Raw genomic sequence first — 22,052 nt, 5'->3', positions numbered from 1 at the left:
TACGTGAACCGTGGAGGCGTCCGATACCTGGCTACCACTGGTGTGGAGTCCATCATGAATGACGCGGATATGGACGAGCTGGCACCGTTCCAGGAGGTGTCCGAGCGCACACAGAATGTCCTGCGCCGCCGAGCGACCGTTGACAGATGAAACTCACGCCTAACGACCGTCATCATTCGGAGTCCACATACGCACGGACCGAATACGCGGGGTTACCAGTAGTAAGTTGGTTATTCGCATGGCCTGCGTTGCTACAGAGGCGCTCGATGCGGTGCTGCTGCGCCTGGGCGGCGTCGATCGCGCCCTGGATGCGGCGGACGACGCGTTCCAGGACGCACTTGCCTACGCGTCACGGCTCAAGGTCAACGACTGACGGCAAGATGAGCGGAGGCGGCTCTAGGCTGCCTTCTCCGACAGGACGTCGGCGGCGAGTACGCAGGTGATGCGTCCTGGGCCGTCCTCCGATTAGGGTGGCGTGGGCCCTGTCTGGGTAACGGGCTTTGCCAGGTCAGCGATACGTCAGGCAGGTCGGGAGGACCAGGAGACAGTCATGATCGGCATCGTGTTTGACATCCCAGTGTTCGGCGACCCGATCTGGCCACCGGGTGTTTGGTACGTCAACTTCGCCAACTGGTGGAATCAGTTCTAGCCATGTCACCCGGAATGTATGGCCCAATCGGTGACTTCTACGTGTGGTTCGCAACCGTGACCATGCCGGTCTGGTGGCCGATCGTCGAGTGGTGGCAGGCGATGAACTGATGATTGGATTTCTGCCCGACCTGCCCGTCGACATCTTCTCGGCGCCCTATCTATTTCCGGGCTCCGCATGGATCGCATTCGCTACCTGGTGGAATCAGTTCTGAGGAGTCGAGATGATCGGCAATCTGCCTGACCTCCCCGGCTGGTTTTCGGAAGGGGAATCGGCCTTCTGGTTCCCCATCCTTACCCAAATCGCCAACTGGTGGAATCCGTTCTAAGGAGCGCGCAATGATCGGCCTACTGCCCGACCTTGGCTCCATGATGTGGCTTCCGCTCGCAGCGTCGCAAGCTCGGACACGGATCCTTATCCGATCAGCATCCTAGCCCGAGCGCGACGCCGAGCGGCTGGCAGAGTTGAGCGCCGATGCGAAACTGCGAGCGAACAACTCATAGTTGCCGGGCGCTTCGACCATGATCTCCGTTCCATTCGGGAACTCGACCGTCAGGTAGACATAGCTCGTCTGCTTCTTCGCCATCGCCCCGATGAGCGTCCCTTTACCGGGGTCGATTGCGGTCCCGACGACAACGCGTGTGAGGGTCGTGCGTCGCTGGGTCCCCCCGATGTCTACCGTCGCCTTCATACCGGCGACGCCATATCGCACGCCTTTGTAGGTAAGGATCTTTCCGTTCAGTTTGAATCCGCCGAACTCCTCCTTGTCGGGCGCCGGCGGGCCGCCAGCGACAGGGACGTTGACTGACACCGCCGGCGGCGCGGGTGCCTGTCGCGGGGTCAGCTCGTCCCCGAATCCGAGTACTGGCTCAGCGATTTGGACAGCGGCGTTGATCGCTGTAACCAAGACCCCAATCTCATCTTTGCCGGTGATGTAGTTGAAGTCAGCTCGGCCGTCCTTGCTGTGCCCTACGCGTCCGCGGAGGCGCAACCTCATCTGGGCAGGCTTGGACGCAGTGGCCTCACGCCAGGAAATGCCTTCGATCGCGCCTACCGGAACGGTCCACGGAGACGCCGCCCGCTTATTGCGTGGCTGCCGCCAGTGTGTGTGCTCAAACGTGACAGTCCCCGAGACGTCATCGAACGAGACGGTGGACCCCGCGCCGGTGTATGTGTGAACGGCCATCGGAATATCAAAGCAGACCGACCGCGACCTTGAATGGTTCTGGCCATCGTTCGGTCCAGCTGTCGGTGTTCATCACAGCGCCGCTCGCAGTGGGGTGGGGCCGGTGGCCTGGACGTCGGCGACCGTGCGCCACGCCACCGACCCGGTGTCACTGCGGAGCTCCATACGCCCCCCGAACCCGGGCGCCGGCACAGGCCACCACACAAAGTTGCTCCCCGACCAGAACACCGGGAGGCGCCCACAACCTGAACCACACTTCTTCACCCCTCGTCGACCCGGGCTCTCAGCATGCGGCGGATCCTCGCCCGGCATCAAGGTCGTTCGTCCTCAGTGCTGCGGGCAAATATGAACGGCCCACGCCGGCCCGATGATCAAGTGGCCGATTTGGTCGGAATGTCTCGATATGCTCCTGTGCGAACTAAGAGAGCCGATCCACCCCCAGATTCACATCCGTGGTGGTGTTCGCAGGGGGTTGCGTCCAGCAGAGTGGTGTACGAGCCGGATCCGAACCTGACCGGCGTGTCGTAGCCCTATGAAGGCGGCCATCGCGTGACTCTTCGAGAGACCGACCAAAGTCACTCGATGAAGGACCACGCGATGGCCACTGCCCACGATATCGACCTGCACCAGTTCCTGAGCGATCAGCTCGCCGACGCCAGCCCCGATCTGCTGCGGAGTTTGCTGTCCACGTTCATCGACGCGCTCATGGGCGCCGAGGCTGACACCCTGTGCGGTGCCGGCTTCGGCGAACGCTCCGAGGACCGCACCAACAGCCGCAACGGGTACCGACACCGCGACTTCGATACCCGCGCCGGCACTCTCGACGTCGCCATCCCGAAGCTGCGTCAGGGTTCGTATTTCCCGGACTAGTTGCTGCAGCGCCGCAAGCGTGCCGAGCGGGCGCTGACCTCGGTGGTGGCCACCTGCTACCTGCTCGGAGTCTCCACCCGCCGGATGGAGAAACTCGTCGATTCCCTCGGAATCACCTCGCTTTCGAAGTCGCAGGTGTCCGTCATGGCCAAGGACCTCGACGCCCAGGTGGAGGCGTTCCGCAGCCGACCCTTGGACGCCGGGCCGTACACGTTCGTCGCCGCCGACGCCCTCGTGTTGAAGGTCCGGGAGAACGGGCGGGTGGTCAACGTGCACGCCCTCGTGGCGGTCGGCGTCAACGCCGAGGGCTACCGGGAGATCCTGGGCCTGGATGTGACCTCCAGCGAGGATGGTGCCGGGTGGTTGGCGTTCTTCCGGTCGCTGGTCGCGCGCGGTTTGTCCGGGGTGCGGTTGGTGACCTCCGACGCGCACGCCGGTCTCGTGTCTGCGATCGGCGCTACCTTGCCGGGAGCGGCATGGCAACGGTGCCGAACGCATTGTGACTGTAAGGAATTAATGTGTCGATTCGGGTGTGTCGCCCTCTCGTGGTGGTATGGCAGCGAGGAGGGCGGCGGCGGTGCGGTAGCGGATGGTTGCCGGTGCCGGGGTGTAGCCGTCCTGTTCGAGCAGTGGCCGCACGTCGAGCAGGGCATTGCCGATGGTGCGTGGGCTGACCTGGAACAGTTCGGCCAGGACGGCGCGGTTGCAGAGCTGGCGCATATGCAGAACGGTGGCCAGGACGCGTTCGGCATCGGTGATCTTCTGGAGGAAGATTCCGCCGCGGCCCCCGGGCATGCGTTCGCCGCCGCGTTGGGCGTAGCGGCGTCGTTCGACCATGGCGGCTTGCCGGACGGCGAGGCGTTCGACGAGGTCGCCCAGTTGCCGGCGACTCATGCCGGTCAGTGCCGGATGCGACAGTGCCTCGGGGAGCGGCCGATTCGGTGTCGGGTCGGGTGCCGTGCCGTCACGGAGAAATCCCGCGAGGTCTGCGGCGGTGCTGAAGCGCAGCCCGATGGTCGGGGTGACGTGATGGCCGTGTTCGTCGAGCAGCATCCGCGTTTCGGCGATGATTTCGCCGATGGAGTTCGGATTCACCCCGAGCAGATCCGACAGCACCCGCTGAGGGCAGACCTGCCGCAGATACACGACGGTGATCAGCAGGGCCGCGGCGTCCGACAGCAGGCGTCGCCCGCCGGCACCCGGGGCATTGCGGCGCCGGCCGCCGCGTTGGTGCCAGCGGCGTTGCTCGGCGCGGGCGGCCTGAGCCGGTGCCAGCCGTGCGGTGAGTTCCTCCAGCTCGTCGCCCGTCATGCCAGTCAGGCGCGAGTCGGCGAGCATCGCGACGGCCGCGGCACGCTCGCCTTCCCGGTCCCGGTTGGGAACCGGAGCGGCGTCGGCGTGAGTGGGTTCGATGGTGTAGTTCCACGTTCCGCACTGGGCGTGCGGGCGGATGGGCAACGCGCGCAACTCCTCTCGACCAACCGAGATCCCGATCGGGTAGTCGCCGGTGTCCAGCTCGGCGTCCACGCGCAGCCCGGTGCGGGTGCGGGTGGAGGCGATGGTCTTGACCACGACCTCGTGGCTGGTCAGCGGCCGCCCCCGCCAGTTCATGGTGATCTGGGAGAACAGCCGGTGCTCGATCTTGTTCCACTTCGAGGTGCCGGCGGGAAGTGGCAGACCGTAATCGCCAACCCGGTCTCGGTTGCCAGCGCAGCCAATTCCGCCTTCCACAACCGGTACCGGTAGCTGTTGGAGCCACCGGCGTCGGCGGTGATCAGCAGCCGGCGCGCGTGCGGGTAGTCGGCGGCGCCGCGGGCCTGCCGCCAGCGGCGGATGGAGGCGACCGCGAACGCGGCGGTGTCGTGGTCGACGCCGACATTGACCCAACCTGCGTCGGTGGTCAAGTCGTAGACGCCGTACGGGATGGCCCGGTCCGCATTCGGTCCGGTGAAGAAGCTGTGATCGACCACCCGCACCGGATCGCCGTGCGGCCGCCACTCGCGCCCCGGGGTGGGCAGCTGGCCGAGTTGTTCCTTCTTCTTCGAATCGACGCTGATCACCGGCTCGCCCGCGTCCTGGTGCGCCTTGACCTGCTCGTTGATGTAGCGGAACTGCACGTCCCGGTCCGGGTGCTGCTCGCCTTCCAACGTCTTGGCGTTGGCCTGCAAACTGAATCCGTTGTCCCGCAACAACCGTCCCACCGTCGGTGCGGACACCGGATGGCCCTGCCGGGTCAGCTCCTCGGCCAGGTGTCGCAGCGACTTGGTCGTCCACCGCAACGGAGACTCCGGATCCCCACGCTCATCCGGCTCGACCAGCGCCAACAACGCAGGCACCAGCTGCGGATTCAGCGCGTCCGCACCCTTGCGGCCCCCACCCGGACGGCGGACCCGACCCGTCGGCGCCGGCTGCTCGCCGGCCTCCAACTCGAACACGCCCCTGCGAACCGTGGTCTCGCTGACACCGACCGCCCGGGCCACCGCCCGCACCCCGCCATGCCCCAGCGACCGGGCCTCCGCCGCCAACGCCAAACGCCGCTGCCGCTCGTTCAGGTGCGGCAACAAGACCTCGAACCGCTCCCGCAACCGGTCCTCGACCTCGCTCACAACCGCCCTACCGCACCGACCTGACTCAAACTGCAAAACACCATGTTATTACCTTACAGTCACATTACTCGACGAATCTCATGTCCCAGACCCCGAAGAACTCGTGGCCTTGGGTGAAGACGCTGTTGCACTCGGTCTACGACCAACCCGACGCGGATTCTGTTCATGCCCAATATGATCGAATCATCGGCGCACTGTCGGAGAAGTTGCCGAAGGTCGCCGACCACCTCGATGCAGCCCGGGTGGATCTGCTCGCGTTCACCGCGTTTCCCAAGCAGATCTGGAAACAGATCTGGAGCAACAATCCGCGATCGGTTAACCGGCTCTCGGGCGACACGATTCTGTCCGCGGCCTGAGGTCCGGGGCCGATGGCCGGATGGGGCGCATGCTGACGGTGGCGGCTCGATCGGAGAGGAGCAGGCGATGGCCGTTCGGGTGCACGCGGTGGACGACGGTTATGTGGTGGTCGGCGAGTGGGAGGGTTGCGCGGCGGCGAACGCGTTCCTCAAACATCTGGCCGGGCGCGCGTACAGCGTGGCGACGGTGCGGGCGTATGCGTTCGATGTGCTGAACCTGGCGCGGTTCCTGATCGCCCGCGATCTCGGATTGGCGGCGGTGACGCCGGTGACCGTGTTCGAGTGGATCGACTGGCAGGGCGTGCGCCGTGATCCCCGACCCGGCGCAACGACGAGGAACGGCCGGCAGCGCACGGCGGCGGCGTCGACGATCAACCGGCGGGTCGCGGCGGTGCGGGCGTTGTTCGAGTACCTGGTGATGACCGGGGTGCGCGCCGACAATCCGGTGCCCTCACCCCGGCGGGGTCAAGGGTTACGTCCGTCGGGGCGGGGTTTGCTCGGGCATCTCGGGCCCGGCCGGCCCCGGGCCGGAGGCCGGCTGGTGCGCCAGCCGCGGTTGCTGCCCGAATCCCTCGACGCCGACGCGGTGGACGTGTTCGTCTCGTCGCTGCGCACCCATCGGGACCGGGCGATGGTGTGGGCGATGCTGCTCGGGGGTCTGCGAAGCGCCGAGGTGCGGTCGCTCCGGTTGGCGGAGGTGGATTTCGGTCGACGCCGTCTGCGGGTGCTCGGCAAGGGTTCGAAGGAGCGTGTGGTACCGGTCGATGCGGTGTTCTTCACCGAACTATCGGCCTATCTGCGCCTCGAGCGGCCACCCGGGGTGGTCACACCGGAGTGCTTCGTCGTGCTGCGGGGCCCCACCGTGGGGGCGCCGGTGACCGAGGCCGGGCTGCGATCATTGTTCCGGCGGCACCGGAACCTGTCCGGCGCGGGTCGGGTGCGTCCGCACCGGCTGCGACACACCTACGGCACCGAACTCGCCTCCGCGGGAATCGATCTGATGGTGCTGCGGGAGCTGATGGGGCACGCGTCCCCGGAGACCACCGCCGAGTACGTGCACCTGTCGATCGAGCAGCTCGCCGCCGAATACGGCGCCGCCCGAGCCAGTCTCGCCGGGGCACGGCGATGACCACGGCATGGCCGACCGTATTCGACCCGGATACGGTGCTGGCCGGCTATCTCGACCACGTCGCCACCCTCGGGCTGGGCGGAAGAGCCGTCCGCGGCCGCACCCGCATCGCAACCGCATTCCTGGTCGAGCACCCGGATCTGCGGGAATGGATGGCCCGGCCTGCCTCGGACCGGCTTACCGAACTCCGCAGCACCGGGGCGTGGCCCCTGTTGTGTCACGTCATCGGTCGAGACGAGCTGCGACTGGACCTCGAGTTCGCCGCCGTCAAGAACCTCACCGGACTCGGGAGTGCCATCGAGGCCCGCGACCCGGACGGGTTCGCCGCGGCCCGGACCGCCGGACTGGCCTTGGGCTGGGCACCGTCGTGGGTCGAGACCGTCCTCGGCGAGTGCCTGGCGGTGCTGCTCGCCTGGCATGGCGGACTCGTCAGCGGCATCACCAACGACACCGTCGACGATTTCGATGCCGCATTGGCTGCAACACAAGCTATTCCGCCGTCGTCACGGCGGGCCTACCGCAATCGGATCGCGGGTCTGCGGCAGGTGCTGTTCGAGGCCCGCATCGTCGATATTCCACCACGGCGCCGCGTCTGGGCCCGCAGCTACGCCCAACGGTTCGCCGACGCTGCCGATGGCAGACGCGATCCGCGAGACGTTGTTGCGCTATGTGACCGTCCGAGCCGCCGTGCTTCGCCCGAAATCCGTCGAATCACTGATCAACGACCTGCTGCCGTTCGCGGACTACCTCACCACACACCACCGCGACCTGACCTGTCTGCGCGAGCTGGACCGCAGTCACATCGAGGGCTTCCTCGTCTGGAACCGCACCCGCACCTGGCGCGGGCAACGCACCGCCGCCGGCGCCGGTCGCACCATCTCGAGGGCCGTGATCCAATCGACGGTGCTGAGCCTGCGCAACTTACTCGACGATCTCACCGAATGGGGCTGGGAGCAGGCGCCGCCGCGCCGGCTGGTCTTCGCCGCCGACGTCCCCAAGCTCGACCAGCCGTTGCCCCGCGCACTGGCACCCGACGTCGACGGCGTGGTGATGAACGCTGTTGCCGGGTTGGAGGATTCGTTCGCCCGCATCGGGTTGACGGCGCTCCGCGGGGCGGGGTTGCGGGTCGGGGAACTGCTCGATCTCGAGCTCGGCAGCGTGATGGACTACGGCCCGGCCGGGACCTGGCTGAAGGTGCCGCTGGGCAAACTCGCCACCGAGCGCATGGTGCCGCTCTCGGCGGCCACGGTCTCGGCGTTGGACGAGTGGACCAGCGGGCGCGGCGTCTGCCGGCCGCTGCCACATCCGCGAACAGGAGCTTTGACCGATTTCCTGTTCGTCGCGCACGGCCGCCGCCTCGGCCAGACCCGGCTGCGCAACGGGCTGCTCACCGCCGTCGAACGGTCCGGGCTGCGCGGCGCCGGCGGCAAGCCGCTGATCGTCACCCCACATCAGCTGCGGCATACCTGGGCGACCGAGCTCGCCAATGCCGGTATGAGCCTGCAGGCGTTGATGGCGCTGCTCGGGCACGTCACTCCTCAGATGACTCTCCGTTACGCCACCCTGGCATCGCCGACGTTGCGCGACGCCTACGACCAGGCCATGGGCAAGATGCGCCGCCGGTTCACCCTTACCCCGGTCGGCAAGCCGATCGTTCCCGACACCGTCAGCTGGCTCGGCAGCGAGATGCTCAAAACCCGCCTCGCCCACGGCTACTGTTCTCGGCACGAGGCGGCCGGAGCCTGTCCCTATGCCAACATCTGCGAGACCTGCGACAACTTCGTCACCGGACCCGAGTTCCACGACGCGCTCGAGGCGCAACGCACCGACGTCCAGGCCCTCGAAGCCGATGCCTGCGACCGCGGCTGGCCCGACGAAGCTGCTCGCCACCACCGCGTTGCAGACGCCCTGACCGATCACCTCCACCGGCTCGACCGCTGACTCCAGATCGCCAGTCTGCGATTGACCCACACGCGAAGGCCGGTTAATCTCCTCGGGATTGTTGGACCAGATCTGACGCCAGATCTGCTTGGGAAACGCGGTGAACGCGAGCAGATCCACCCGGGCTGCATCGAGGTGATCGGCGACCCTCGGGAGCTTCTCCGACAATGCATCAATCACCCGATCATATTGAGCATGAACAGAATCGGCGTCTGGTTGGTCGTAAACGGAGTGCAGGAGCGCACGCACCCAGGGCCACGAGTTCTTCGGGGTCTGGGACATGAGATTCGTCGAATAATGTGACTGTAAGGTAATAACATGGTGTTTTGCAGTTTGAGTCAGGTCGGTGCGGTAGGGCGGTTGTGAGCGAGGTCGAGGACCGGTTGCGGGAGCGGTTCGAGGTCTTGTTGCCGCACCTGAACGAGCGGCAGCGGCGTTTGGCGTTGGCGGCGGAGGCCCGGTCGCTGGGGCATGGCGGGGTGCGGGCGGTGGCCCGGGCGGTCGGTGTCAGCGAGACCACGGTTCGCAGGGGCGTGTTCGAGTTGGAGGCCGGCGAGCAGCCGGCGCCGACGGGTCGGGTCCGCCGTCCGGGTGGGGGCCGCAAGGGTGCGGACGCGCTGAATCCGCAGCTGGTGCCTGCGTTGTTGGCGCTGGTCGAGCCGGATGAGCGTGGGGATCCGGAGTCTCCGTTGCGGTGGACGACCAAGTCGCTGCGACACCTGGCCGAGGAGCTGACCCGGCAGGGCCATCCGGTGTCCGCACCGACGGTGGGACGGTTGTTGCGGGACAACGGATTCAGTTTGCAGGCCAACGCCAAGACGTTGGAAGGCGAGCAGCACCCGGACCGGGACGTGCAGTTCCGCTACATCAACGAGCAGGTCAAGGCGCACCAGGACGCGGGCGAGCCGGTGATCAGCGTCGATTCGAAGAAGAAGGAACAACTCGGCCAGCTGCCCACCCCGGGGCGCGAGTGGCGGCCGCACGGCGATCCGGTGCGGGTGGTCGATCACAGCTTCTTCACCGGACCGAATGCGGACCGGGCCATCCCGTACGGCGTCTACGACTTGACCACCGACGCAGGTTGGGTCAATGTCGGCGTCGACCACGACACCGCCGCGTTCGCGGTCGCCTCCATCCGCCGCTGGCGGCAGGCCCGCGGCGCCGCCGACTACCCGCACGCGCGCCGGCTGCTGATCACCGCCGACGCCGGTGGCTCCAACAGCTACCGGTACCGGTTGTGGAAGGCGGAATTGGCTGCGCTGGCAACCGAGACCGGGTTGGCGATTACGGTCTGCCACTTCCCGCCCGGCACCTCGAAGTGGAACAAGATCGAGCACCGGCTGTTCTCCCAGATCACCATGAACTGGCGGGGGCGGCCGCTGACCAGCCACGAGGTCGTGGTCAAGACCATCGCCTCCACCCGCACCCGCACCGGGCTGCGCGTGGACGCCGAGCTGGACACCGGCGACTACCCGATCGGGATCTCGGTTGGTCGAGAGGAGTTGCGCGCGTTGCCCATCCGCCCGCACGCCCAGTGCGGAACGTGGAACTACACCATCGAACCCACTCACGCCGACGCCGCTCCGGTTCCCAACCGGGACCGGGAAGGCGAGCGTGCCGCGGCCGTCGCGATGCTCGCCGACTCGCGCCTGACTGGCATGACGGGCGACGAGCTGGAGGAACTCACCGCACGGCTGGCACCGGCTCAGGCCGCCCGCGCCGAGCAACGCCGCTGGCACCAACGCGGCGGCCGGCGCCGCAATGCCCCGGGTGCCGGCGGGCGACGCCTGCTGTCGGACGCCGCGGCCCTGCTGATCACCGTCGTGTATCTGCGGCAGGTCTGCCCTCAGCGGGTGCTGTCGGATCTGCTCGGGGTGAATCCGAACTCCATCGGCGAAATCATCGCCGAAACGCGGATGCTGCTCGACGAACACGGCCATCACGTCACCCCGACCATCGGGCTGCGCTTCAGCACCGCCGCAGACCTCGCGGGATTTCTCCGTGACGGCACGGCACCCGACCCGACACCGAATCGGCCGCTCCCCGAGGCACTGTCGCATCCGGCACTGACCGGCATGAGTCGCCGGCAACTGGGCGACCTCGTCGAACGCCTCGCCGTCCGGCAAGCCGCCATGGTCGAACGACGCCGCTACGCCCAACGCGGCGGCGAACGCATGCCCGGGGGCCGCGGCGGAATCTTCCTCCAGAAGATCACCGATGCCGAACGCGTCCTGGCCACCGTTCTGCATATGCGCCAGCTCTGCAACCGCGCCGTCCTGGCCGAACTGTTCCAGGTCAGCCCACGCACCATCGGCAATGCCCTGCTCGACGTGCGGCCACTGCTCGAACAGGACGGCTACACCCCGGCACCGGCAACCATCCGCTACCGCACCGCCGCCGCCCTCCTCGCTGCCATACCACCACGAGAGGGCGACACACCCGAATCGACACATTAATTCCTTACAGTCACAATGCGTTCGGCACCGTTGCCATGCCGCTCCCGGCAAGGTAGCGCCGATCGCAGACACGAGACCGGCGTGCGCGTCGGAGGTCACCAACCGCACCCCGGACAAACCGCGCGCGACCAGCGACCGGAAGAACGCCAACCACCCGGCACCATCCTCGCTGGAGGTCACATCCAGGCCCAGGATCTCCCGGTAGCCCAAGGCGTTGACGCCGACCGCGACCAGGGTGTGCACGTTGACCACCCGCCCGTTCTCCCGGACCTTCAACACGAGCGCGTCGGCGGCGACGAACGTGTACGGCCCGGCATCGAGCGGCCGGCTGCGGAACGCCTCGACTTGGGTGTCGAGTTCCTTGGCCATGACGGACACCTGAGACTTGGACAGGCTGGTGATGCCCAAGGTATCGACGAGCCGGTCCATCCGGCGGGTGGAGACGCCGAGCAGGTAGCAGGTGGCCACCACCGAGGTCAGCGCCCGCTCGGCACGCTTGCGGCGTTCGAGCAACCAGTCGGGGAAGTACGAACCAGATCGCAGTTTGGGGATGGCGACGTCGAGAGTGCCGACGCGGGTATCGAAGTCGCGGTGCCGGTACCCGTTACGGGAGTTGGTGCGCTCGTCGGAGCGTTGTCCGTAGCCGGCGCCGCACAGCGCGTCGGCTTCGGCGCCCATCAGGGTATGGATGAACAGCGTCAGCAGCTCGCGCAGCAGGTCGGGGCTCGCACCGGTGAGTCGGTCGGTCAGGATCTGATGCAGGTCGATATCGTGGGCAGTGGTCATCGCGTGCTCTTTCGTCGAGTCGAGTTGGTACCTCTCTCGAAGAATCACGCGGTGACCGTCTCTCGTCCGGTTACGACACGCCGGTCATTGGTACGAGATCCGGCTCGTACACATAGATGATGGATACGGGCCGCGGGGTGACGTGACCCGGTCGTACACCGACGCCCCGATGTGGGACTGTCTTCCGATGGATCTGTCCGTCACCTCGTGGCTGCGCGCACCGACCGGGCAGGCATGACTTGATAGGAGCTTGACTTCGGCAGTCTCGTCTATGTGCTGTCTGCCCGCCCGGTTGGTGCGTGTCCACACCGATCGAGGGAAGGGCATCATCTGTGGGCACCGACCACGAGAGCAAGATCAGCGTCTACGGGGGAATCGACACCCACAAGGACACCCATCACGTCGCGGTCATCGACGAACACGGACGGCCACTCGGTGACCGCGAGTTCGGGGCCACCGGCGCCGGCTACCGGAAGGTCATCGATTATCTTCGCGGATTCGGCGTCGTCGTCGCGGTCGCGGTGGAGGGCACCGGCAGCTACGGCGCCGAACTGGCGCGCGTACTGCGCCGTGCCGGGATGACCGTTCTCGAGGTCGCCCGGCCCGACCGCCGGGCACGCCGCCTGCACGGCAAGTCCGACCCGCTCGACGCGCTCCAGGCGGCCGTCACTGCACTGTCCGGGCGCGGGCTGGCGACCCCGAAAGACCGCGACGGGCTGGTCGAATCGATGCGGATCCTGCTCACCGAACGGTCCTCGGCTCGCAAGGCGCGAGGCGCGGCGATGAACCAGATCCATGCTCTGCTGGTGACCGCACCGGAACAGATACGCGCTACCTACCGAAATCTCGGCAACGTGAAACTCGTTGCCGCACTCGCTCGATCACGGCCGACTCCCGGTCACGGCCCGCAGCAAACCCTCCGCGGCTCTTTGAAGCGACTGGCCGTGCGCCATCAGCAGCACACGTCCGACATCGATGGCATCGACACCCGGCTCGGTGAGCTGGCCACCCAGGTCAACCCGGCCCTATTGCAGCTGCCCGGCGTCGGCCCTCTCGTCGCCAGCCAGCTTCTGGTCGCCTGCGGTGACAACCCCGAACGACTGAGCAGCGAGCAGCAGTTCGCCGCACTGTGCGGCACTGCACCCATCCCCGCCTCGTCGGGTAAGCATCAGCGGCACCGGCTCTCCCGGGGCGGTGACCGCACCGCCAACTCCGCGATCCATCGCATCGTGCTCGTGCGGATGTCCGCCGGTGACACACGCACCGTCGACTACATTGCGCGACGCACAGCGGAACGCAAGTCCGAGCGCGAGATCATCCGCTGCCTCAAACGCTTCGTCGCGCGCGAGGTTTTCAAGATCATCGGAGAATCCGCTGCCAGTGAATAACGGCACGGGCCGACTTCGCCAACGTCGCCGAACACTGGCCATCCCGATCACCACGGTGGCAACCGCACTCGCGGTTCCCTACCAGCGCATACGACGTCTCGAAATCGGGCAACGCCTCGACCCCGATCTCGCCCTCACCTACTCGCGGTGGCTCACCGACCGCGAGCAGAAATCCAGCTCCCTATCCCTGGCCGACACGGCTTGACAGCAATAGGAGCATCCATCGTCATGGACGCAACCCTCGTATACCGAACTTCCCGGAAGAGGGGGCATCGATTTGCCCGAAGGCCTCCTGCACTGTCCCTGAATTGGTGATGACTCGGAGGGGGGTCGGCGCGGAAAGGACCGCCTCGTCAACGTTGTCCCACTCCGCCGATTCGCTCCATTCCGGAGGCGACTGCAGCATGTCGATCCCGACTGTTACCGGCCCGCACGCGATTCCCGTATGGAAGGTCACGAAGGCGGTCCCCGTATCGAATACGCTGCCAAATTCCTGGAATGCCGTCGTGTCGGCTTCTGGGGCAGCCAGATTGAACTGGTGATAGTCAGCTTCAACGTTGAACCACTGTGTCATGGATCCAGTCAAACACCATCAGCTGTCCGGTAGTCGCATTCCGGCCGCACCGCGCGTGCACCCGCTAAGAGCTCGTAGGGGTGGATCGATGCAACCATCTGGGTTGGCCGCCGGCCTGCAGCGTTTCGGGGTCAGGAAGTCATAGGACCCTCCCGTTAACCTCCACCTTCCAATGGTGCGCGACGCCACACCCAGAAAGTCGCGATTGCGCAAATTGTGTCGTAAAGTTAAGCCCTGCGCCGCAGGGGTGCGATAAACAGAAGATAGGTGGGCAAGCTTCGTGTCAGAAATGAAGCCTTCGCAGTGGTCGCGGGAACGATTCGGTGATGCGGCTGAGGAGTTTCTATACGCCATTCCGCTCGCGATTCACCGTGCCCACCAGCAGTCTCTCGCCGCTCACATCGCAGGTGAACTAAGCACGAACGACGCCTATGGAAACACCCTCAAGGCCGCCCAGCACGAGCAGCTGATCGCATGCACCGCACACATTCCCGGCGTGACTACACGTAAGCCAGCCGAGGTGACCAGCAGGTTCGATCTTGTCGTGTTTGATGAGACGGCGGTTGTGCTGTACCCGTGGCGCTTCGCGGTGGATGGGTGGACCCGCCGCAAGGACGCGAAGCTTCCCAAACCGCTGTCCGATCTGCGGCGGTCGCTGTTGACACTTGCAACCCCGAACGCTGAAGCTCAGTTGTCTTTCGATCAGGTCGATGAGGATCCGCAGGACTTCGCCGACGAGCAGGCTGCACTCGATCAGCTCGCCGAGTTCGGTCGGGTGGTGACGGTCGGATATGCAAGCAACCCGTCAGGCCTGTTCGACCTGGGCCTTGCTGAAATTGTTCTCGCCGATGAGGAGACCGGCGCCGTCGTATGGCGTCACTGGGAGCCCTTGAACGGAACCTGGGAGTCGCTGGAACTGCGTCCGTCCCTCGTGCAGCCACCCGTTCCCGTCACCGGTGGTGTTCGGTTCGACGATACACCGCTCGATGACCTCGTGCTCGCCCCACGCACAGCTGAACCGTTGCACGCGGCCGAAGTAGAGCTTGAGCTGAAGGCCGGGAGTGATGACGTGTGAATCCTCAACCCCGCCTGCGCGGGCAACTCTCTCTTCTCGACGAGTCATCCTCCGTGTCCGGTCAACACGGTGATCGACAGCAGTTGACGGCGATTGCTGCTGGCTTCGACCCCGCCCGACTGACTCAAGCTCGTCGTCTCGCCGGTCTCACCAAAAAAGCTGTCGCCGAAGAACTCGGTGTGTCCCCGGTCGCGGTGAGCCAGTGGGAGGCAGGGACAACGACACCACGGCCCGACAACATCGGCCACCTCGCCGAAGTCCTCGACGTGATCCCGCCGTTCTTCGCAGCAGGCCGTCCCTATGCACGACTCGATAGTTCGTCCGCGCACTTTCGCAGCCTGCGCCGCACCCCTGCCACCCAGCGAGATAAAGCGATTGCCTATACCGAACAGGTCTGGGAACTGGCCCACGCACTCGAGAAGCGGGTGCAGCTGCCCCCGGTGGATCTGCCAACGCTGCCTGCCGAAGTTCTCGTCGATGACCCCGCCGGCCCCGAAGCGGCCGCCCGATTACTACGGGAACGCTGGGGACTGCAGACCGGACCGATCGCTCACCTGGTCCGCACCATGGAGACACACGGCCTCATCGTGACGCTGTCACCGTTCGCCGGCGCAGCGACCGCCACCGTCGATGCTTTCTCCACCTCCCATCTCGATCGCCCGGTCGTCGTGCTCACGCCTGACCGCGCCAACGACATCTACCGGCACCGTTTCACCGCCGCGCACGAACTCGGTCATCTTGTGATGCATGGTGAACTGGCTACCGGAGATCCACAGCAGGAAAAGGAAGCCGACCGATTCGCCGCGGAGCTACTTACTCCCTCCGCGCAGATCACCCCGCACCTACCGCCCCGACTCGACCTCAAAGCCCTCGAACAGCTCGGCAAGGGTTGGGGTGTATCGGTCGACTCGTTGATCTACCGGTGCCGCGAGGTCGGGGCCGTCAGTGACGCCGCCTACCGCCGCGCCTATCAACGCCTCAACCAGCTCCGCAAACTCAACTTGTTCCGTCCGGAACCAGTCGACGGATACCCCGGGGAAATCCCCGTCCTCCTCACCCGAGCGTTCGAACTCGCCGAAGCCAACGGACTCAGCCTCAAGGACCTCGCCGCAGAATTGTCCTTCAAACTGCCCCGCCTCCGACTCCTCCTCGGCGAACCCACCACACGTCCGGAACTTCACCTGATCAGCACATGACCCACGAGCAACCCGCGCCGAACAACGAACCTGCCTGCCTGTGTGGCTGACTTGTGCCGCCGTCTCAGGCCGGTAGAGCGTGATATCCCGACTTGTCGACGGTGAAACCCCACTGAACTGCGGTTTCCGTCAGAAGGCTCGGTTAGACCAACCCGAAATACAGGAAAGCCCCAGGTCAGCGATAAAGCTGAATACTGGGGCTTCCAAATCTGAGCCGAGGCGACTTGGCGGACCAGCGGTCATCAACGGCTTACGATGCAGTGATTGTATCGGCGAGGGAGGACTCTTGAGGCACTACGCACTGACTGGATGTTCGGTGGGATGACAGCGGCGGTTGAGGTTGACGGCACATCGAGCGACGGAACCCTCCGGGGGCTATCGGGACAAGTTTGGCTAACTGGCATTACGTACAGCCGCGTCGGCTACGAAATTACGAAAGCCGCCTCGGCTGGAGTTGAGGTGTGTGTCGGGACCCGATGAAACCTGGGAAAACTACTGCAGCCGATCATGGTCGGGATCTACGAATACCGGAGGCTGCTTCGCCATGCCGGCAGTGACAGCGGCGATCTGATTTGGGCTTCCGTGAAGTTTTCTTTGCAGATCGGTCTCGAGAACAAGGGCTGCGGCAGCGTCAGTACCGGTCCACGTCTGGTCGTAGAGATGCTTGGCCGCGCGGACCGCATCGGGTGATTTCTGAGCGATCTCCTCTGCGAGAGCCAGTGCAGAGGCGAGCGGGTCGTCTGCCGTGCGGGTGACCAGACCAAGTGCTTCACCTTCGGCGCCCGAGACGATGCGACCGGTAAAGGTAAGTTCCTTGGCGACATCGATGGCCACAAGTCGCGGCAGCGACTGCGTGATGGCCATGTCCGGCACGAGCCCCCATTTGACCTCCATGATGGACAGACTCGAGTCGGGTGCGGCGATACGAATGTCAGCACCCAGTGCGATCTGCATGCCTCCCCCAAAACAGTGACCACTGATTGCGGCGATCACCGGCACGGGAACGCGGGACCAGTCATAGGCGGCGCGTTGCGCGAAGTTGGCCGCATGTCCGTGTTCACGGACGAGCAGGGCCTCAATACCTTCAACAGGGTCGGCGAGGAAGCTCGGGATATCCAAACCCGAGCAGAAACTCTTGCCTTCTCCGTAAAGCACCACTGCCCGAATTTTCCGGTCATCTGCCAGTTGACTGGCGGCGCGCCGCAGACCTTCAAACATCGCCTGATCCAACGCGTTGTGCTTGTCCCGGCGCACCATCGCAACCGTTGCGACACCGTTGTCACCTACTCGGATACGAACTCTCTCTTCATTCATGCCGTGCAATCTACGCGCCGAATGCCTCGTCTCGCGTCCGAGGTAGTACTCGAATCGTTGTGCGGTGGAGTGCCTCTGGCTTCCTGCCGGTTATGCGGCCGAGCGGCGGTGATTCCGCCGCCCGTGCGGGTGGCGGACCATTCGAGGCTGCTTTTTCCTGCGCGAGTGCGCCACGGCGTGGCGATCGGCTTACCGTGCACGTCGGGGAACGGAGGATGTGGCCGCAAAAATCGTGTGGTGGCGCCGCCACATCCGGGATGACCGTCGGCATCATTGTCCGTGTTTTCCCCGGACGTGGTCCGCATCTTTAACCGTAGTGCCCTCGGTTGGCCAGACGCGTGATGTGCATCACTCTTGATGCAGGCCAGGTGCAGTCCCGATCAAAGCACCGCCCACCACGGCGGCTGCACACCGATCCACTCGGTACACGATCCGACTCCACCTGGCCCGGACCCTCCGCACAATTGACTGTTCGTGTGTTCGGTCCTTTTGGAGAATCTACCGAGAAGGAGAATTGAATGCATTTCGGAACGCTTCTGCTATTCGCGCAGGCCGGCAAGTCGATGAGTGAGGCCGAGTTGTTCAAGGCCGAAGTGGACCTCGGCGTCTATGCAGAGGAGTGCGGCCTAGATTCGGTGTGGGCTCCGGAGCACCACTTCGATGCGCCGTACTGCATGTCGCCGGACAACCTTGATGTGCTCAACCATATCGCTGCACGCACCTCGACAATTCAGCTCGGCACTGGAGCGATCATCCTGCCATGGCACCATGATCCCGTGCGCCTCGTCGAGCGCCTGAACATTCTCGACATCATGAGTGACGGCCGCGTGCTTCTCGGTGTCGGCCGTGGGTTGGCCCGTGTCGAGTACGAAACCTTCGGCATTGAGATGGAAGACTCGCGCGGTCGCTACGATGAGGCTGCCGAGATGCTGTTAAGCGGTCTGCGTGACGGCGTCGTTGAGAAGTTCGACGGTAAGCACTACCAGCAGGCTCGCGCGACCATCCACCCACGATCCGACCACAGTTGGGACGATCGCCTCCACACGATCGCGATGTCACCTCCATCGGTAATGCAGGCCGCCGAGTTCGGCGGCTCGCTCATGTGCTTCAACTACCAGTATCCGATCGAGCAGCAGGCCGCAGTGTTTGACGAGTGGCGTGAGAAGTATCGCGAGACGCACAAGACGGAGCCGCCGGCGCCGGTGCTTCTCGACTTTGCTTACTGCCACGAGGATGCTGACCACGTCGAGGCACACATGCAGAAATATCTGGGTGCCTTTTACAACGCCATGGTTGACCACTACGAGTTCGATGGCAAGCACTTCGGAAAAACTCACAACTATGAGAGCTACCAGAATAGCGCCGACATGCTGCGGGAGGTCGGCCGAGAAGCTGGCTTCCAGGCATTCTCCGACCTGCAGTTGAAGGGCACGCCCGACCAGATCATCGAGACAATCAAGATGCGTCGCGAACTGATCGGCGATTACAAGCAGATGTTCCTGTGCTCTTACGGCGGTCAGTCCTTCGATGAGGTGAAGGCAAGCATGAAGTTGTTCGGCGAGAAAGTCGTGCCGGCGTTCAAAGATCTCTAAGTCAGCCCCGAGGTGAACCGGCGCATCAACGAGCAAACCGCCGCCGCTGCCGCCGCCGTCACCGTCTGACCCAGTGCCCGAAAGGACCCCCACCATGCCCGACACGTCGGCGTATTGGAACCCGCAGCGCGAGCTCCGTAGCCCAACACAAGACGAGTACTCGATAGAAGAGAGAAAGGACGGCATGGTGGGTGGCTCCTGGGAGGTGATCGAGACCGCGCTAGCCGAACTACGGCGCGGGCGCATGGTTCTCGTGGTAGACGACGAGGACCGCGAGAATGAGGGCGACCTGATCATGGCCGCCGAGAAGGCCACGCCGGAGACCATTGCTTTCATGATCCGGCACACCAGCGGCATACTTTGTGTCGGCATTCCCGACGAACGCGCCGACCAACTGCGGTTGCCGCTCATGGTTACCGACAGCGACGATCCACGCGGCACAGCGTTCACAGTGTCGGTTGATTCGAAAACGTGCGGCACCGGGGTGTCGGCAACCGACAGAGCCATGACCATCCGAGCTCTGGTGGATTCGGCGACGCAACCCGAAGACTTGTCTCGGCCCGGTCACATCTTTCCTTTGCGCGCCCGTGCGGGAGGTGTCCTGCAACGCACCGGGCATACCGAGTCCGCCGTGGATTTGTGCAGACTTGCCGGGCTCGCACCGGCGGGGGTGCTGGCGGAAGTAACCAACGATGACGGCGCCATGGCACGCCGACCGGAACTGATCCGATTCGCAGAGACTCATGGGCTGACCATGATTACCGTCGCCGATATCGTGGACTATCGCCGCGCCACCGAAGCCTCGATTCATCGCGAGGCGGAAGGGCGGGTACCCACTCCGCACGGAGAATTTACCGCGATCAACTATCGATCCCACGTTGACGGTGTCGAGCACGTCGCTCTGGTTTGCGGCGAAGTCGATCAAGCATCGACTGAGCCGACATCGGTGGGCGCAGAGCCGGTACTGGTCCGGGTTCACTCCGAGTGCCTGACAGGAGATGTCTTTGCATCTCTGCGTTGCGACTGCGGGGAGCAGCTCGACAGGGCAATGGCCAAGATCGGTGAAGCGGGACGCGGTGTGATCGTGTACCTCCGTGGGCATGAGGGCCGGGGTATCGGCCTCAGCCACAAACTGCGCGCCTACACCCTGCAGGATGCCGGGCTGGACACCGTGGACGCCAACCTCATGCAGGGTCTCCCGGTTGACAGTCGCGACTACGGTGTCAGCACCGAAATCCTACGAGACCTCGGCGTGCGCGACGTTCGGTTGATGAGCAACAACCCCGCCAAGAGTCGCGGTCTGGCGGCGCACGACGTACGTGTCGTCGCACGCGAACCATTGGTCATCACCCCGAATCCGGAGAACATCGCATACCTCACGACGAAACGCACCCGGCTCGACCACGAGTTCGGCTCGGGTTTCCCCCTGTTCGCCAACGGCAGTGAGGTGTCATAACACCGCATCAAGTGGTCGGCCTCCCCGTTCCGCGCTTTGGCACAGAACGGGGAGGGTGAGATTTCGCTGTCGCACCTGCGGCCGCCACCGGTGGCCGATCGAGACGGTCGGCGCGGTTCGGCGCTGGCAGCCACATCGGAGGAAGAAGAATGACCAGTGACCAGTGACCAGTGACCGGTTCGGTGAACTGATGCAGCCAGTCGGCCGGGACCGCATCGACGACGGGACAGCACCACCCGTGACGCCGGCTTCGCCGGTTACACGGAACGCTGCCCGCCAGGTACTGGTGGCGGTCCTGCTGAACGCTGTGTGCGTCCTTCCCAGCTTCCTGGTCAGTTCGATGCCGGGCGCCATCGCGTCCGATCTGCAACTCGACCCGGTAGTGCTCGGATTCGCGTTTTCGGCTTTCTGGCTGGTGGCCTCGGTCGCGGCCTATCCGATGGCCTCTAAAGCGAATATATGGGGACCGGTTCGCGCGCTGCGGGTCGCCGGCATCCTCGCTTTCCTACTCTGCATCTTGCTGGCCAGCAGCGCACGTTCTGCCGGCACGCTGGTAATCACCCTCGGGCTCGCCGGGTGCGCCCCCGCATTGGCCACTCCTGCCATGAACATGGTGATCATGTCGGCCGTGCCGGCCCGCCGCCGAGCATCCGCCTTTGCGGTGGCCAGCACCGGTCCGGTGGCAGCTTTGATGTTGGCTGGGATAGTCGGGTCGGCATTCGAAAGTTCGATCGGATGGCGATGCGCATTCGTGCTGAGCGGAATCGCTGCTGTCCTACACACCCCGTTGGTGAAAAGCGCGGCCGAAACACCACCGACCACACCGACCCCACCGGCCGCGGACCACACCGACTCGAATCCGCGGGCTCCGTCCCTGCGTCCGCTGGCGGTGATGATGGTGGGTGTCCTGGCCGGGAATCTGGCGTTGGGCGCCGCCACCGCGTTCATGGTCCTGGCAGCTCCCGCAGCCGGGATGGACTCCGATCACGCTTCCCTTGCAGTATCTGCCGGAGCGGGTGCGTCCATCGTGTTGCGACTGGTGTGTGCCGCACTCGTTGATCGACGAGGTTGGGACCCGTTCCCGATGTGTTGGCTGATGATGTTGGCTGGGGCTGTCGGTTTCGGATTCCTCGCTTCGTCGGCTTCCTGGACATATGTCCTCGGACTTCTTCTCGCCCTCGGCCCAGGGTGGTCGTGGATTTCACTGCTTGTTCATGGTGTCATGTGCCGATACCCGCACGCGGTGGCTCGGGCCTCCGGCATCGTCCAAAGTGCGTACTTCATCGGTGGCGTGATCGGACCGGTCATCATGGGAGTGATCATCGCGACGAGTTCGTACTCGGCTGCCTGGTCCGTGATGGTCGGTGCCCAGGTCACCGCGGCGTTGTTCGTTATTCTCGCCGGCCGGCGACTTCCGCCGTTCGCCGCACTTCCCTCGGCTGAGGGGGACCGCCCCCGCCCTGATTGACCCGGAAATG

14 protein-coding genes and 6 pseudogenes are annotated in these 22,052 nt (G+C 64.9%); 14 read left to right on the top strand and 6 right to left on the bottom strand.

Features of this window, described 5'->3' with window-relative positions; translation table 11 throughout:
• Positions 1-238: 238 nt before the first annotated feature.
• A complete protein-coding gene (locus tag CBI38_RS40200; protein WP_257792498.1) occupies positions 239-373 on the top strand; it encodes a hypothetical protein in 135 nt (44 codons plus the stop codon).
• Between the two features lie 319 nt (positions 374-692).
• Positions 693-863, top strand: a complete 171-nt coding sequence (locus tag CBI38_RS38690) for a hypothetical protein (protein WP_204165029.1) — start codon at positions 693-695, stop codon at positions 861-863.
• A 216-nt stretch (positions 864-1,079) separates the two neighbouring features.
• Here the strand turns inward: CBI38_RS38690 and CBI38_RS35205 are convergent, their stop codons facing one another.
• Positions 1,080-1,835: a DUF4429 domain-containing protein gene (locus CBI38_RS35205; RefSeq protein WP_109336007.1), complete on the bottom strand. Its 756-nt coding sequence runs from the start codon at positions 1,833-1,835 to the stop codon at positions 1,080-1,082.
• Positions 1,836-2,432: 597 nt separating this feature from the next.
• Here CBI38_RS35205 and CBI38_RS35200 point away from each other — a divergent pair.
• Positions 2,433-3,203: pseudogene (locus CBI38_RS35200) on the top strand (IS256 family transposase); the annotation flags it as partial.
• A gap of 15 nt (positions 3,204-3,218) precedes the next feature.
• Here the strand turns inward: CBI38_RS35200 and CBI38_RS35195 are convergent.
• Positions 3,219-5,311, bottom strand: a pseudogene (locus CBI38_RS35195) (ISAzo13-like element ISRop2 family transposase).
• Positions 5,312-5,367: 56 nt separating this feature from the next.
• On the opposite strand from CBI38_RS35195, the pseudogene CBI38_RS35190 reads away from it, so the two are divergent.
• The 3 genes and pseudogenes from CBI38_RS35190 to CBI38_RS35180 all read left to right on the top strand — a co-directional run.
• Positions 5,368-5,622: pseudogene (locus CBI38_RS35190) on the top strand (transposase); the annotation flags it as partial.
• Positions 5,623-5,734: 112 nt separating this feature from the next.
• Complete coding sequence (locus tag CBI38_RS35185) at positions 5,735-6,796, top strand: tyrosine-type recombinase/integrase (RefSeq protein WP_109336006.1); 1,062 nt, start codon at positions 5,735-5,737, stop codon at positions 6,794-6,796.
• A pseudogene (locus CBI38_RS35180) lies at positions 6,793-8,737 on the top strand (tyrosine-type recombinase/integrase). Before CBI38_RS35185 ends, CBI38_RS35180 begins: the two are co-directional and overlap by 4 nt.
• Positions 8,738-8,784: 47 nt before the next feature.
• Here CBI38_RS35180 and CBI38_RS35175 read toward each other — a convergent pair.
• A pseudogene (locus CBI38_RS35175) lies at positions 8,785-9,043 on the bottom strand (transposase); the annotation flags it as partial.
• A 56-nt stretch (positions 9,044-9,099) separates the two neighbouring features.
• Here CBI38_RS35175 and CBI38_RS35170 point away from each other — a divergent pair.
• Complete coding sequence (locus CBI38_RS35170) at positions 9,100-11,193, top strand: ISAzo13-like element ISRop2 family transposase (RefSeq protein ID WP_109336005.1); 2,094 nt, start codon at positions 9,100-9,102, stop codon at positions 11,191-11,193.
• A 15-nt stretch (positions 11,194-11,208) separates the two neighbouring features.
• On the opposite strand, the pseudogene CBI38_RS35165 reads toward CBI38_RS35170, so the two are convergent.
• A pseudogene (locus CBI38_RS35165) lies at positions 11,209-11,979 on the bottom strand (IS256 family transposase); the annotation flags it as partial.
• Between the two features lie 332 nt (positions 11,980-12,311).
• On the opposite strand from CBI38_RS35165, the gene CBI38_RS35160 reads away from it, so the two are divergent.
• Entirely contained in the window at positions 12,312-13,367 is a 1,056-nt protein-coding gene (locus CBI38_RS35160) for an IS110 family RNA-guided transposase (protein WP_109336004.1), read from the top strand.
• Positions 13,360-13,572 carry a hypothetical protein gene (locus CBI38_RS35155; RefSeq protein ID WP_109336003.1) on the top strand — a complete coding sequence of 71 codons (213 nt, stop codon included), beginning with the start codon at positions 13,360-13,362 and terminating at the stop codon, positions 13,570-13,572. The genes CBI38_RS35160 and CBI38_RS35155 overlap by 8 nt, the downstream gene beginning before the upstream one ends.
• Before the next feature lie 21 nt (positions 13,573-13,593).
• Here the strand turns inward: CBI38_RS35155 and CBI38_RS35150 are convergent, their stop codons facing one another.
• Positions 13,594-13,941 carry a hypothetical protein gene (locus tag CBI38_RS35150; protein WP_109336002.1) on the bottom strand — a complete coding sequence of 116 codons (348 nt, stop codon included), beginning with the start codon at positions 13,939-13,941 and terminating at the stop codon, positions 13,594-13,596.
• 289 nt (positions 13,942-14,230) lie between these two features.
• Here CBI38_RS35150 and CBI38_RS35145 point away from each other — a divergent pair, with 289 nt between their 5' ends.
• Together CBI38_RS35145 and CBI38_RS35140 are read left to right on the top strand one after the other, a co-directional pair.
• Positions 14,231-15,016 carry a hypothetical protein gene (locus CBI38_RS35145; RefSeq protein ID WP_109336001.1) on the top strand — a complete coding sequence of 262 codons (786 nt, stop codon included), beginning with the start codon at positions 14,231-14,233 and terminating at the stop codon, positions 15,014-15,016.
• 53 nt (positions 15,017-15,069) lie between these two features.
• Entirely contained in the window at positions 15,070-16,212 is a 1,143-nt protein-coding gene (locus CBI38_RS35140; RefSeq protein ID WP_230990358.1) for an XRE family transcriptional regulator, read from the top strand.
• Between the two features lie 492 nt (positions 16,213-16,704).
• Here the strand turns inward: CBI38_RS35140 and CBI38_RS35135 are convergent, their stop codons facing one another.
• Positions 16,705-17,526: a crotonase/enoyl-CoA hydratase family protein gene (locus tag CBI38_RS35135; RefSeq protein ID WP_109336000.1), complete on the bottom strand. Its 822-nt coding sequence runs from the start codon at positions 17,524-17,526 to the stop codon at positions 16,705-16,707.
• A gap of 518 nt (positions 17,527-18,044) precedes the next feature.
• Here CBI38_RS35135 and CBI38_RS35130 point away from each other — a divergent pair.
• The 3 genes from CBI38_RS35130 to CBI38_RS35120 all read left to right on the top strand — a co-directional run bounded on the left by CBI38_RS35130 (position 18,045) and on the right by CBI38_RS35120 (position 22,042).
• On the top strand, positions 18,045-19,118 hold the full coding sequence (locus CBI38_RS35130) for an LLM class flavin-dependent oxidoreductase (protein WP_109335999.1): 1,074 nt from the start codon (positions 18,045-18,047) through the stop codon (positions 19,116-19,118).
• 184 nt (positions 19,119-19,302) lie between these two features.
• A complete protein-coding gene (locus CBI38_RS35125; RefSeq protein WP_109335998.1) occupies positions 19,303-20,574 on the top strand; it encodes a bifunctional 3,4-dihydroxy-2-butanone-4-phosphate synthase/GTP cyclohydrolase II in 1,272 nt (423 codons plus the stop codon).
• Positions 20,575-20,737: 163 nt separating this feature from the next.
• Positions 20,738-22,042 (top strand): MFS transporter, encoded by a 1,305-nt coding sequence (locus CBI38_RS35120; RefSeq protein WP_109335997.1) that lies wholly within the window; start codon positions 20,738-20,740, stop codon positions 22,040-22,042.
• The last annotated feature ends 10 nt before the right edge of the window (positions 22,043-22,052 follow it).

This window comes from Rhodococcus oxybenzonivorans (assembly GCF_003130705.1).
Taxonomy (GTDB): Bacteria; Actinomycetota; Actinomycetes; order Mycobacteriales; family Mycobacteriaceae; genus Rhodococcus_F; species Rhodococcus_F oxybenzonivorans.
Note: the sequence above shows the minus strand (reverse complement) of the source record. Positions and strands in the feature narration are given on the sequence as shown.